This window comes from uncultured Amnibacterium sp., assembly GCF_964245895.1.
Lineage (GTDB): Bacteria > Actinomycetota > Actinomycetes > Actinomycetales > Microbacteriaceae > Amnibacterium.
Genome location: NZ_CAXTOQ010000098.1, coordinates 1 through 13100 on the forward strand (window position 1 = coordinate 1; position 13100 = coordinate 13100).

Sequence of the window (13100 nt, forward strand, 5' to 3'; positions counted from 1 at the left end):
GCGACCAGCTGGCGCATCCAGGAGATCACCCACGACCGCGTGCTGGTGCTGCCCGCGTTCGGCGAGCCCGGCCGCGTGCCGTTCTGGAAGGGCGACGGCCTGGGCAGGCCGGCGGAGCTCGGGCGGGCGGTCGGTGCGTTCCAGCGCCGGTTCGCCGCGGCGGGCGACGAGGAGGCGGTCGCGCTCGCGGGCGACATCGGGCTCGACGGCCGGGCGGTGCAGAACCTGCTGCGCTTCCTGCGCGACCAGGCGGAGGCGACCGGCGCGGTCCCCTCCGACCGCACGCTCGTGCTCGAGCGGTTCCGCGACGAGCTGGGCGACTGGCGGATCGTGCTGCATTCCCCCTTCGGCATGCAGGTGCACGCGCCCTGGGCGCTGGCGGTCGGCGCCCGCCTGGCGGAGCGATACGGCATCGAGAACGGCGCGATGGCCGCCGACGACGGCATCGTGCTGCGCGTGCCGGACACCGACGCGGAGCCGCCGGGAGCCGACCTGTTCCTGTTCGAGCCGGACGAGCTGGACCAGGTCGTCACCACCGAGGTCACCTCGTCCGCGATCTTCGCCTCGCGGTTCCGGGAGTGCGCGGCGCGAGCGCTGCTGCTGCCCCGCTACAACCCCGGTCGCCGGTCGCCGCTCTGGCAGCAGCGGCAGCGGGCGAGCCAGCTGCTCGACGTCGCGAAGAAGTACCCGACCTTCCCGATCATCTTCGAGACCATCCGCGAGGTCCTGCAGGACGTCTACGACCTGCCGTCCCTGAAGGGCCTCGCCGCGGCGCTGGAGTCCCGGTCGGTCCGCGTCGTCGAGGTCGAGACGTCGACCGCGTCGCCGTTCGCCCGCAGCCTGCTGTTCAGCTACGTCGGCGCGTTCCTCTACGAGGGCGACAGCCCGCTCGCCGAGCGCAAGGCGCAGGCGCTCGCGCTGGACCCGACGCTGCTGTCCGAGCTGCTGGGCCGGGTGGAGCTGCGCGAGCTGCTGGACCCGGACGTCGTCGAGTCGACCGAGCGCGAGCTGCAGCGGCTCGCCGCCGACCGACGCCTGAGCGGCGTCGAGGGCGCCGCGGACCTCCTGCGCCTGCTCGGCCCGCTCACCGTCGACGAGCTGGCCGCCCGCCTCCACGTCGCGGAGATCCCTGCGACCTCGCAGCAGGCGGCCGCCGCCGCAGCCGAGCTGGTCGCGACCCACCGCGCGATCGAGGCGTCCTGGGCCGGCGAGCGGTGGATCGCCGGCATCGAGGATGCGAGCCGCCTCCGCGACGCCCTCGGGGTGCCGCTGCCGATCGGCGTGCCGATCGCGTTCGTCGAGCCCGTCGCGGATCCGCTCGGCGACCTCGTCGGCCGGTACGCGCGGACCCATGCCCCCTTCACCGCCGCAGCCGCGGCGCTGCGCCTCGGACTGGGCGTCGCGGTCGTCACCGACACCCTGCGGCGGCTCGCCGACGAGCGCCGGGTGTCCGAGGGCGAGTTCCGGCCCGGCGGCACGGGGACGGAGTGGTGCGACGTGGAGGTGCTCCGCCGCCTGCGACGTCGCTCCCTCGCGGCGCTGCGCAAGGAGGTCGAGCCGGTCGAGCAGGCCGCGTACGCGCGGTTCCTGCCCGAGTGGCAGCACGTCGGGGCGATCGGTCCCGATCGTGGGCGCAGCGGCGGCAAGGCGCTGCGCGGGGTCGACGGCGTCGCGACCGTCATCGAGCAGCTGGCCGGGGTGCCGGTGCCCGCCTCCGCGTGGGAGACGCTGATCCTGCCGGCGCGGGTGCGGGACTACTCCCCCGCGATGCTCGACGAGCTGACCGCGACCGGCGAGGTCGCCTGGTCCGGGACCGGGCGGCTGGCTGGCAACGACGGCTGGGTCGCGCTGCACCTGGCGGACGCGCTGCCCCTGACGCTGCCGGACGCCGAGCCGACCGACCGCACGCCGCTGGAGCAGGAGGTGCTGGCGACGCTCGGCGGCGGGGGCGCGTTCTTCTTCCGGCAGCTCGCGGACACCGTCGGCGCGACGAACGACGACGCCCTGATGACATCGCTGTGGAACCTGGTCTGGGACGGCCTCGTCACGAACGACACGTTCGCGCCGGTCCGCGCGCTCACCGGCGCGGGCCACACCGCGCACCGCACGCAGCGCCGCGCGCCGCGGGCGCGCTCGTACCGCGGTCGCGGGCGTCCGGCGATGCCCGTGCGGTCGGGTCCGCCCGCGGCGGCGGGACGCTGGGCGATCCTCCCCCTGCCCGAGACCGACCCCACGGTGCGCGCGGCCTCCACGGCGGAGCTGCTGCTGGACCGCTACGGCGTCGTCACCCGCGGCGCGGTGCAGTCGGAGCAGGTGCCTGGCGGCTTCGCGCTGGTCTACAAGACGCTCGCGGCCCTGGAGGAGGCGGGGCGCGCTCGCCGCGGGTACTTCGTCGAGCACCTCGGCGCCGCCCAGTTCTCGACGGCCGGCACGGTCGACCGGCTGCGGCAGCACGCCCGGTCGACGGACGAGCCGGTCGAGGACCCCGACGTGCTGGTGCTCGCCGCGACCGACCCGGCGAACCCGTACGGCGCCGCGCTGCCGTGGCCGGACGCCTCCGAGGGCGGTCACCGGCCCGGGCGCAAGGCGGGCGCGCTCGTGGTGCTCGTCGACGGCGCGCTGACGGCGTACGTCGAGCGCGGCGGCCGATCCGTCCTGCTCTTCACCGCGGAGGCGCAGCCGCGGCAGCGCGCGGCCGAGGGCATCGCCGCGCTCGTCAAGGCCGCCGGGGTGCCGCAGCTGGTCGTCGAGAAGGTCGACGGCGAGTTCGCGCTCGGCAGCCCGTTCGGCCGGCAGCTGGAGGCCGCCGGGTTCGCGGCGACGCCGAAGGGGCTGCGGCTGCGTGCCTGAAGGGGACACGGTCTATCGCGCGGCGCACAACCTGCACACGGCGCTCGCCGGCGAGGTGCTGACCGCCTGCGACGTGCGCGTGCCGAAGTACGCGACGGTCGACCTCACCGGCGAGCGCATCGCCTCCGTCGGCAGCCGCGGCAAGCACCTCCTGCTGCGCACCGAGACCGCGCTGATCCACTCCCACCTGAAGATGGAGGGCGCCTGGCACCTGTACAAGCCGGGCTCGCGGTGGCGGCGGCCGGCGTTCGAGGCGCGCATCGTGCTCGGCACGCAGCCGTGGCAGGCCGTCGGGTTCGCGCTCGGCACCCTGGAGGTGCTGCCCCTGGCCGCCGAGGAGGACGTGGTCGGCTACCTCGGACCCGACCTGCTCGGCGACGACTGGGACGCGGCCGAGGCGCTGCTCCGCATCGAGGCGGAGCCGGACCGGGCGATCGGGCTCGCGCTGCTCGACCAGCGGAACCTGGCCGGTGTCGGCAACGTGTACCGGAACGAGCTCTGCTTCCTGCGCGGCGTGCTGCCGACGCGCCCCGTCGCCGAGGTCCCCGACCTGCCGAGGATGATCGACCTCGCGAAGCGCACGCTCGAGGCGAACAAGAACCGCGTCGAGCGGACGCTGACCGGCGACACCCGGCGCGGGCAGCAGGACTGGGTCTACGGGCGCACCGGCAAGCCGTGCCGGCGCTGCGGCACCCGCATCCTGGGCGGGTCGCTCGGCGACCCCGTGCAGCCCGGCCGTGGCGCGACGGACCGCGAGACCTACTGGTGCCCGCGGTGCCAGACCTGACATCCGCGGTTGAGGCGGCACCGGGGATGATCGTCCGATGACGAAGCGGGCGCCCATCACGCCGGCGACCCAGGCGCTCGACCGTCTGGGGCTGCCGTACACGCCCCACCCCTACGAGCACGACCCGTTCGTCGAGGGCTACGGCATGGAGGCGGCGCGCGAGCTGGGCGCCTCCCCCGAACGCGTGTTCAAGACGCTGATCGGCGACGCGGACGGGCGGCTGGTGGTCGCGATCGTCCCGGTGTCGTCGATGCTCGACCTGAAGTCGCTCGCGATCGTGCTCGGGGCGAAGCGCGCGACGATGGCCTCGCCCGATCTCGCCGAGCGCAGGACCGGGTACGTCGTCGGGGGCATCAGCCCGCTCGGGCAGCGGACGCGGCTCGAGACCGTGCTCGATGCGACCGCGAACCGGTTCGCGACGATCTACGTCTCCGGCGGGCGCCGCGGCTTCGACATCGAGCTCGCTCCGCAGGACCTGCTCACCGCGACCGACGGCGTCGTCGGGGCGATCGGGGTGCCGCGGTGAAGCCCGTCGCCGTCGCCGGCGGGGTGGCCGCGGCCGTGGGGGTCGGCTACCTGCTGTGGCTCGCCCGCCACCGGTCGGCGTGGACCGTCCTGCTCACGAACCGCATCCCCGGCCACCACGTGTACTGGCGCGAACGGGGCCGCGCCGATCCCGACTCGGTGCTGTACGTCGCGCTCGGCGACTCCGCCGCGCTCGGCCTCGGCGCCTCCCGCCCCGACCGCGGCTACGTCGGCATCGTCGCGAAGGAGATCGGGAGGATCACCGGGAAGCGGGTCCGCGTGCGGAACCTCGCGATCGACGGCGCGACCTGCGCGGTCGTCCTCGCGGACGAGGTGCACCGCATCCCGAAGGCGACCGCCCTCGTCTGCACGATCGACGTCGGTGCCAACGACATCTGGTCCTTCGAGCCGGGGCGCTTCCGCGAGGAGTTCGACCGGGTGTGCGCCGCCCTGCCTCCCGGCGCGATCGTCGCCGACCTGCCGAGCTTCAGCCCGGTGCCGGTCACCCGGCGGGTGGAGGCGGCGAACCGCATCGTGCACGAGGTCGTCGCCGCGCGCGGCCTCGTGCTGGCGCCGCTGAACGCGGCGACCAGACGGGGCGGCCCGGTGATCGCGATCCGCAACGCGGCCGGCGACCTCTTCCACCCGAACGACCGCGGCCACGTGCGCTGGGCGGAGGCGTTCCTGCCCGCCGTGCGCGCACGGCTGGCGCAGCAGGCGGCGCCCGCAGCGACCTGACGCGGGTCAGAATGCGCGGCGGGGCACCTCGTGGCCGCTGCCGCCGACAAGGAAGTCGAAGTCCGCGCCGCGGTCGGCGCCGTTCACGTGGTCGACGAACAGCCGCAGGTAGCCCCGGTCGGTGCCGGGCACCGGGGTCGGCGTCCACGCGTCCCGCCGGCGCGCGAGCTCCTCCTCGTCCACCAGCAGGTCGAGCCGCCTGCCGGGCACGTCCAGCCGGATGCGGTCGCCGTCCCGCACGAGCGCGAGAGGGCCGCCGACCGCGGACTCCGGGGCGACGTGCAGCACGACCGTGCCGTAGGAGGTGCCGGACATCCGGGCGTCGGAGATGCGGACCATGTCGGTGATCCCCGACTTCAGCATCGACACGGGCAGCGCGACGTTCGCGATCTCGGGCATCCCCGGGTAGCCGCGTGGACCGGACTGCCGGATCACGATGACGTCGCTCGGCAGGAAGTCCGCCGTCTCGTCGTCCGCGGCCTCGAGGTAGTCCTCGACCCGGTCCCAGACGCGCGCACGGCCCTCGTGAACGAGCAGCTGCGGTGACGCCGCGGACTGCTTGATCACCGCGCCGTCCGGTGCCAGCGACCCGCGCAGCACCGCGATCCCGCTGCCCGCCGGCTTCACGGGGTCGTCCAGCCGCCGGATCACCCGGTCGTCGAAGCACTCTGCGCCGACGTACGCGTCCCCGAGCCCGGTGCCGGAGACGGTGACCGCCGACCGATCGAGCACGTCGCCGAGCCGCTCGACGAGCGCGCCGGTGCCGCCGGCGTAGCAGAAGTCCTCCATCAGGAACCGGCCGGACGGCATCAGGTCGACCAGGGTCGGCACGTCCCGCACGAGCCGGTCGAAGTCGTCCAGATCGAGCGGCACCCCCACGCGGCCGGCGAGCGCCAGCAGGTGCACGACCGCGTTCGTCGACCCGCCGATGGCGGCGTTGGCGCGGATCACGTTCTCGAACGCGGCGCGGGTGAGGACGGCGCTGGGCCGCAGGTCCTCGTGCGCCAGCTCGACGATGCGGCGGCCGACGAGGTGCGCGAGGGTCTTGCGCCGGGAGTCGTTCGCCGGCAGGTCGGCGGAGCCCGGCAGCTGCATGCCGAGCAGCTCGCTGAGGATCGCCATCGTGGACGCGGTGCCCATCGTCATGCAGTGGCCGTTGCTGCGGGCCATGCAGCCCTCGGCCTCCGCGAGCGCGTGCTCGCTCATCCGGCCGGCGCGCACCGCCTCCGTGAAGCGCCAGATGGAGGTGCCGGAGCCGATGTCGGTGCCGCGGTACTTCCCGTTCAGCATCGGCCCGCCGGTCATCAGGATCGTCGGCAGGTCGACGCTCGCCGCGCCCATCAGGTAGGCGGGCGTGGTCTTGTCGCAGCCGGCGAGCAGCACGACGGCGTCCACGGGGTTGGCGCGGAGGGTCTCCTCGAGGTCCATCGAGATGAGGTTCCGCATGATCATGGCGCTCGGCCGGATCAGCGGCTCGCCCGCGGAGGTGGTCGGGAACTCGAACGGCACGCCGCCCGCCTGCCAGACCCCGCGCTTCACGTGCTCGGCCAGCTCGCGCAGGTGCAGGTTGCAGGGCGTCAGCTCGGACCAGCTGTTCGCGATGCCGATGACGGGGCGGCCGTGGAAGGAGTCGTCCGGCAGGCCCTCCGAGCGCAGCCAGGACCGGTGCATGATCCCGGTCTTGCCCGGCGCCTCGAACCAGGAGGCGCTGCGGAGGGGACGGACCGCGTCAGCCACGGCGGGCCCGGCCTGCTCGTTCGAGATGGTCGCGAGAGCGCATGGTTCCTCCGATGCGGCGTCGACCGAGCGTAGCGAGTCCGAGCAGGAGTGCTCAAGACTGCGCACATGTCGTCAACTCCGCTCACAGCGCCACCGCTTGCGATCGGCCTCGCGCAGAGCGTCTACGGCGAGCGCGGCAACCTCGAGCTGGTGGTGCCGAACCGCGACCGGGGCTTCCGCGTGCTGTGGTGCAACGGCGACGACGCGGAGTCGGGTGGCGTGCCGCCCCGCGGCTGGAGCGCCGGGCTCGACGTCGACACCGGCGGCCTCGTGCAGGGCGTGCGCATCGCGCAGGTGCCCCACGGCCCGTCGTTCCTGGAGGCGAGCCTGCTGCAGGAGGGTCGGGCGGCCCGGTGGACGTGGCGCCCGGATCTCGGGTTCGTGCCCGGTGGCGTCATCGGGCCGAGCACCTGCACGCCGTCGGCGATCGTCGCCCACGACGGGCGCCTGCACGTGCTCACCGCCGGCGACACGGAGGTGGTGCACCACGTCGCGCGCATCGAGTCCTTCCCCGACCTCTCCTGGGTCATCGGCGGCGGGATCGCGGCGGCCGGCCCGGTCACGTCGGTCGACCTCGTCTCCCGGCTCGGGCGCCTCCACGCCCTCGTCGTCTCGGGCGGGCGGGCGCTGGTGCACGATCTCGCCGCGCCGGAGGCGGCTCCCGCGCCGATCGAGGGTCGCCTGCGGACGGCGATGCTGACCGGGAGCCCGCTCGCGGCCGTGGGCCTGGACGCCGACGGGATGCTGGTCGGCGTCGGCTCCCCGCCGACCGGACCGCTCGACGCCGTCGACGCGGTGCTGAGCTCGCTCGACGGCGGGACGCTCGAGGTGGTGGCGCTCCGCGGCGACGAGCTGCTGCACGCGCGCACCGGTCGCTCCGGGTTCGCGCCGATCGGCAGGCGGGGCGTGCTCGGCGCCTGAGTCAGCGATCCAGCACCCAGGCGACCGACAGCGAGGGATCGCCCCACGACTCCCGAATCGCGGCGGCCACCGCATCGGCGACCGCCTCCCCCCGGTCGCTCCCCTGGATCAGCACCGAGCACCAGTCGGCCGGCCGGCCCAGCCCGTCGAGCACTCGGACGTCGATCCGGTCGACGAGCACCTGCTCGGGTGCGAGCCCGGCCGCGGCAGCAGCGGCGGCCGCGAGCCGCACGGCGGTCGCGTCGTCGACGACGCCGGCGGGAGCGAGCACGTGGAGGACGGGCATGCCGCGATCCTGCCGCAGGTCGCCGCGAAGGGATCTCCGCACCCACCGGCGGCTCGCGGGGCCCGGACGCCGTCGCCGCCTCGCCGGCCGCGTTCGGCGCCGCGCGTTCGACGACCGGGAAGGAGGTGCTCGGCCTATTCGAGCTGCGAGAAGCAGACGGCGAGGAGGTCCGCTGGGGAACGGTGCTCCTCCGGTTCCGCCCACGCGGTGAGCGCGGTGTCGAAGCAGACGAGGCTCGCCTGGACCACGGTCCTGGCGCGGAGCGCGGCGTCGCCTCCGCCCAGCCGCGCGGCGACGATCGGGGTCAGCAGCCGTTCCCACAGGAGGTGCTTCTCGAGGTTCCTCGCGCGGAGCGACGCCGTGCTCATGAGGACGCGCATGACGCGCTTGCGGCTGTCGTCACGCGTGTCGGAGACCTCGAGGAGGGCCTCGTACGCGAGGCGGAGCGAGGTCCAGACGTCCTCGTCGGCCGGACGGGCCGCGACGGTGTCGCGAACGAGGAGCCCCCAGGCCTCGGGATCCGTGAGGACCGCGTCCTCCTTGGCGGGGAAGTAGCGGTGGAAGCTGCGGGCGGAGATGCCGACGCCGGCAGCGATCTGCTCGATGGTGACGGCATCGAACCCGCGCTCGCTGAACAGGTCGACCGCGACCTCGGCGATCCGGGCGCGAACGGCGTCGCGGGCGATTCCTCGCAGCCCTCCCGCGCGCGTCGTCGTGGAGGTCATCGAAGCAGCCTATCCCGTCCCGTTTGTCAGACACTGACAGTCTAGGCGTAGAGTGACGAATTCACCGAAGGAAGGAACGCATATGGAGAAGCGCACGCTCGGTCGGCAGGGGCTGACCGTCTCAGCACTGGGGTACGGCGCGATGGGGACCGCAGTCGGGTACGGCGCGACCGACGACGCTGAATCGATCAGCGCGATCCGCAGGGCTCATGAGCTCGGCGTCACCCACTTCGACACCGCCGAGATGTACGGCTGGGGAATCGGCGAGCGACTGCTCGGCGCCGCCCTGAAGCCGATCCGCGACGAGGTCACGATCGCGACGAAGTTCGGGTTCACGCACACCTACGCGCCGAACTCACAGCTCGACCACATTCGGCAGGTCGTCGACACCAGCTTGCAGAACCTGCAGACCGATTCCATCGATCTGCTCTACCAGCACGTCGCCGACCCGGACGTGCCGATCGAGGACGTCGTCGGCGTCATGAAGGAGTACGTCGACGCCGGCAAGGTGCAGTACCTCGGCCTGTCGAACACCGACCCGGGCAGCATCCGCCGCGCCCATGCGGTCCACCCGATCTCCGTGCTGCAGTTCGAGTACTCGATCCTCGCCCGCGACGCCGAGCCGTTCCTCCCGCTGCTCGAAGAACTCGGGATCGGGTTCGTGGCCTACTCGCCGCTGGCGCGCGGGTTCCTCTCCGGAGCCGTGCGATCCCGCGACCAGTACGGCCCTGACGACTTCCGGCAGCACATCGGCTGGTGGGCCCCCGAGCACTTCGACGCCAACGTCGAGATCGTGCGTCGGCTCACGGAGCTGGCCGAGTCGAAGGGCGCTTCGTTATCCCAGCTCGCGCTGGCGTGGCTGCTCGCGCAGAAGGACTTCATCGTCCCGATCCCCGGCTCCCGCAACCCTGACCGCGTCGCCCAGAACGTGGCCGCCGCCGACCTCCGGCTCACTGCGGAGGATCTCGATCGCATCGCGGAGATCGTCCCCGCTGACGGGGGCGTCGGCTCCCGCGTCTGATCCTGCCCGCACCCGAGGGCGAACTCGTCGCGAACAGGAGAACCCCCGCGACCGGCATCAGGATGCGGATCGCGGGGGTTCGTTGCACGCGGTGGCGGTGGGATTTGAACCCACGGATGGCTTGCACCATCACATGTTTTCGAGACATGCTCCTTCGGCCGCTCGGACACGCCACCGCGGACGAGTGTACGGGACCCGTCGCATCCGTCGGCCGTGCGCCGCCGCGGCGATCCGCGCCCGGACCGAGGGCGTCAGCAGGACGAAACTGCTTGAGCAGGACGAATACAGCCGTTCTGTCCTGCTGACGGCGTTCTGTCCTGCTGAAGCCCTCAAGAAGTCCTGCTGAAGCCCTCGGATCAGACGTCGGAGCGGGAGCCGTGCTGCGGATCGACGTGCTGCAGGATCCTCTGCCATGCGGGGGCGATGACGAGGTGACCGGCGCGCGGCACCACCTCGAGGTGCGGGGAGGCGTTGGTCAGGTGCCGCCGGTACCAGCGGCCGTGCGCGCTGGGGACGAGTGGATCCTTCGCTCCGTACACCAGCAGCGTCGGGGCGTGCACGTCGGCCAGGTCGAAGCCCCAGTCGTCGCCGACGTACGACAGCAGGTCGTCGGCGAGGCCGACGGTGCCCTGGTCGTACGCGTGCTGCAGCATGCGCTGCAGGCGGCCCCGAAGCCCTGGGCGGTCCAGCAGGGCGAGGTCCGCCTCCCCCTGCGCCAGCAGCTCGACCCCGGGCGTCCCGTCCGGGATCTGAGCCCGCAGCATGCCGCGGAGGCGCTGCTTCGCGTCCGCGACGGGCATCGCCAGCAGCTCCCGGTTCACCCGCTCGAGCTCCTCCGGGATCCACCGGACGGCGGAGTCGGGGGCCGGCGTCGCGACCACCGCGACCCGGTCGACCAGCCCGGGATGCCGTGCGGCGAGCGCGAGCGCGACTCGGCCGCCCGCGGACCAGCCGACGACCCCGACCCGGTGCAGCGGCGTGTGACCGCTCTCCCTGGCCTGCTGCACGACCAGCTCGAGGTACTCGGCGACGTCGTCCGACCAGCCGCCGACCGTCGGCCGGCGCTCGTCGTCGTACGCGGTGGACGAGCCGTAGCCGGGGCGATCGACCGACACCACGTGCACGCCCCACGAGGAGGTCACCTCGGGATCCGGGTCGAAGCCGCTCGCGCCGGGCGCGGGGTGGCACACCACGACCACGCGCTCGACGGCCGGATCGCCGAACGCGGTCAGCCCGAGCCGTCGGCCGTCGCGCATGGTCAGCAGCCGATCCGCCACCGATGCCTCCCTGGTCGTCGCGCCCGATCCTGCCGCACCCCCGGTGTGCGTGTCTCCCGGCGCTGTCGGTACCCGCACATATCTTCGAACCATGGCGACCGCGCGATCCAGGCCCACCCCCGCCGGCTACCGCTGCGCGGAGTGCGGGTGGCGCACCGCGAAGTGGGTGGGGCGCTGCCCGGAGTGCCAGGGCTGGGGCACCGTGCAGGAGGCGGAGCCGGCGACCGCGGGACGCGTCCAGGCCGCCACGGTGCCCGCCTCCCGGCAGGCCCGGCCGATCACGGAGGTGTCGCTCGACCCGGTGGCGCGGCGGCGCACCGGCGAGACCGAGCTGGACCGCGTGCTCGGCGGCGGCGTCGTGCCCGGGTCGGTCATCCTGCTGTCCGGGGAGCCCGGCGTCGGCAAGAGCACCCTGCTGCTGGCCGTCGCGTCGCACGTCGCGGCGATGGGCGCCCGGGTGCTGTACGTCAGCGCGGAGGAGTCGCTCGGGCAGGTGCGGATGCGCGCGGAGCGCACGGGCAGCCTCAGCCCGAACCTGCTGCTGTCCGCGGAGACGGACCTCGCCGTCGTGCTCGGGCAGATCGACCAGGTGGAGCCCCAGCTCGTGATCGTCGACTCGGTGCAGACCGTGTCCACCGCCGACGCCACCGGCATCGCGGGCGGCACTGGCCAGGTGCGGGAGGTCGCGGCGTCCCTCACCCGCGTCGCGAAGGAGCGCAACCTGCCGGTGCTGCTCGTCGGCCACGTCACCAAGGACGGCCAGATCGCCGGCCCGCGGGTGCTCGAGCACCTCGTCGACGTCGTCTGCCACTTCGAGGGCGACCGGGGCACGGCGCTGCGGTTCGTCCGCGCCGTGAAGAACCGCTTCGGTCCCACCGACGAGGTCGGCTGCTTCGAGATGTCCGGCGACGGCATCGTCGGCGTGCCCGACCCGAGCGGCCTGTTCCTCTCCCGCTCGATCGGCACCGAGCCCGGCACGTGCGTGACGCTCGCGCTGGAGGGGCGGCGCGCGATCCCCGTGGAGGTGCAGGCGCTCGTCGTCGAGACGCACGCCCCGAATCCGCGCCTGGTCGTCAACGGGGTCGACAGCGCGCGGGTCGCGATGCTCATGGCCGTGCTGCAGCGTCACGCCGGCATCGCGCTCGGCGGGAAGGACGTCTACGTCTCGACGGTCGGCGGGCTCCGGCTGACCGAGCCGGCCGTCGACCTGGCGATCGCGCTCGCCCTGGCCTCCGCGGTGACGGAGCGGCCGATCCGGTCGGACATCGCCGTGTGCGGCGAGATCAGCCTCGCCGGCGAGATCCGGCCCGTGATGCAGGCCGCACGGCGGGAGTCCGAGGCGAAGCGCCTCGGCTTCGGCACCGTGCTGGGACCCGACCTCGCCCGCGTCCGGGACGCCATCGTCGAGGCCGTGACCTCCTGACGCCGGAGGCGGCTCGGGATCCCGCGCCGCCTCCGGAGGGTCGTCAGGACTGCTGGTCCCCCTCCAACGACTCCCAGTCGGGGATCGTCGGGATGCTCGCGGTCAGCAGCGAGCCGTCGTCACGTCGCGTGGTCGCCCACTGCTGCACGGTCGGCCGGCCGGCGAGGTCCGGGCCCTGGCCGCGCAGCGGCACCCGCAGCACGGACCCCTCCTTGGCGGTGTGCTTCACGCCCCGCACCGTCAGGTCGACGTCGCCGCCGGACCGGACCGCGATGGACAGCTCGTCCTTCGTCACCGTGACGAGCAGCCGGCTGCCGTGCCAGCGGATGCGGAACCGCAGCGACGGCCACGCCGCAGGCAGCCGCGGGTCGAACGTGAGGTGGCCGCCCGAGTCCCGCATGCCGCCGAAGCCGTAGACGAGCGAGCTCCACACCCCGCCGGTCGACGCGACGTGCACCCCGTCGCTCGCGTTGTTGTGCAGGTCGTCCAGGTCGACGAACAGGGCGTGGTCGAAGTACTCCATCGCCAGGTCCCGGTACCCGATCTCCGCCGAGATGATCGACTGCACGACCGCGGACAGGGTCGAGTCGCCGGTCGTCAGCGGGTCGTAGTAGTCGAAGTCCGCCCGCTTCATGCCGTCCGTGAACTCGTCCGCCAGCAGGAACAGCGCCAGCACGACGTCGGCCTGCTTCAGCACCTGGAAGCGGTAGATCACCAGCGGGTGGTAGTGCAGCATCAGCGGCCGCTTGTCCTCCGGCGTGTGCTTGA

At 73.5% G+C, this 13100-nt stretch carries 11 protein-coding genes, 1 tRNA gene and 1 pseudogene; 7 read left to right on the top strand and 6 right to left on the bottom strand.

What is annotated here, in order from left to right; all coding sequences use genetic code 11:
- The 4 genes and pseudogenes from ACFE60_RS12900 to ACFE60_RS12915 all read left to right on the top strand — a co-directional run.
- Nucleotides 1-2850, top strand: a pseudogene (locus ACFE60_RS12900) (ATP-dependent helicase); the annotation flags it as partial.
- Complete coding sequence (locus ACFE60_RS12905; RefSeq protein WP_375389267.1) at nucleotides 2843-3637, top strand: DNA-formamidopyrimidine glycosylase family protein; 795 nt, start codon at nucleotides 2843-2845, stop codon at nucleotides 3635-3637. The pseudogene ACFE60_RS12900 and the gene ACFE60_RS12905, both read left to right, overlap by 8 nt.
- A gap of 37 nt (nucleotides 3638-3674) precedes the next feature.
- On the top strand, nucleotides 3675-4163 hold the full coding sequence (ybaK, locus tag ACFE60_RS12910) for a Cys-tRNA(Pro) deacylase (RefSeq protein WP_375389268.1): 489 nt from the start codon (nucleotides 3675-3677) through the stop codon (nucleotides 4161-4163).
- Entirely contained in the window at nucleotides 4160-4900 is a 741-nt protein-coding gene (locus ACFE60_RS12915) for an SGNH/GDSL hydrolase family protein (RefSeq protein ID WP_375389269.1), read from the top strand. The genes ybaK and ACFE60_RS12915 overlap by 4 nt, the downstream gene beginning before the upstream one ends.
- Nucleotides 4901-4906: 6 nt before the next feature.
- On the opposite strand, the gene ACFE60_RS12920 is transcribed toward ACFE60_RS12915, so the two are convergent.
- The gene (locus ACFE60_RS12920; RefSeq protein WP_375389270.1) at nucleotides 4907-6637 is read right to left on the bottom strand and encodes an IlvD/Edd family dehydratase; all 1731 of its coding nucleotides are present in this window, start codon (nucleotides 6635-6637) and stop codon (nucleotides 4907-4909) included.
- A 108-nt stretch (nucleotides 6638-6745) separates the two neighbouring features.
- Here ACFE60_RS12920 and ACFE60_RS12925 point away from each other — a divergent pair, with 108 nt between their 5' ends.
- Nucleotides 6746-7600, top strand: coding sequence for a hypothetical protein (locus ACFE60_RS12925; RefSeq protein WP_375389271.1), 855 nt, complete (start codon nucleotides 6746-6748; stop codon nucleotides 7598-7600).
- A gap of 1 nt (nucleotide 7601) precedes the next feature.
- On the opposite strand, the gene ACFE60_RS12930 is transcribed toward ACFE60_RS12925, so the two are convergent.
- A complete protein-coding gene (locus tag ACFE60_RS12930) occupies nucleotides 7602-7886 on the bottom strand; it encodes a hypothetical protein (RefSeq protein WP_375389272.1) in 285 nt (94 codons plus the stop codon).
- A 134-nt stretch (nucleotides 7887-8020) separates the two neighbouring features.
- On the bottom strand, nucleotides 8021-8611 hold the full coding sequence (locus ACFE60_RS12935; RefSeq protein WP_375389273.1) for a TetR family transcriptional regulator: 591 nt from the start codon (nucleotides 8609-8611) through the stop codon (nucleotides 8021-8023).
- Between the two features lie 82 nt (nucleotides 8612-8693).
- Between ACFE60_RS12935 and ACFE60_RS12940 the strand changes: the two genes are divergently transcribed.
- Nucleotides 8694-9632 (top strand): aldo/keto reductase, encoded by a 939-nt coding sequence (locus ACFE60_RS12940; RefSeq protein WP_375389274.1) that lies wholly within the window; start codon nucleotides 8694-8696, stop codon nucleotides 9630-9632.
- 89 nt (nucleotides 9633-9721) lie between these two features.
- Here ACFE60_RS12940 and ACFE60_RS12945 read toward each other — a convergent pair.
- Nucleotides 9722-9808, bottom strand: a tRNA-Ser gene (locus tag ACFE60_RS12945).
- 180 nt (nucleotides 9809-9988) lie between these two features.
- Nucleotides 9989-10909 (bottom strand): alpha/beta fold hydrolase, encoded by a 921-nt coding sequence (locus ACFE60_RS12950; RefSeq protein ID WP_375389275.1) that lies wholly within the window; start codon nucleotides 10907-10909, stop codon nucleotides 9989-9991.
- 91 nt (nucleotides 10910-11000) lie between these two features.
- Between ACFE60_RS12950 and radA the strand changes: the two genes are divergently transcribed.
- Complete coding sequence (gene radA / locus ACFE60_RS12955) at nucleotides 11001-12332, top strand: DNA repair protein RadA (protein WP_375389276.1); 1332 nt, start codon at nucleotides 11001-11003, stop codon at nucleotides 12330-12332.
- A 43-nt stretch (nucleotides 12333-12375) separates the two neighbouring features.
- Here radA and ACFE60_RS12960 read toward each other — a convergent pair.
- Nucleotides 12376-13100: glycosyl hydrolase family 65 protein (locus ACFE60_RS12960; RefSeq protein WP_375389277.1), on the bottom strand; the 725-nt coding region annotated here is incomplete at its 5' end.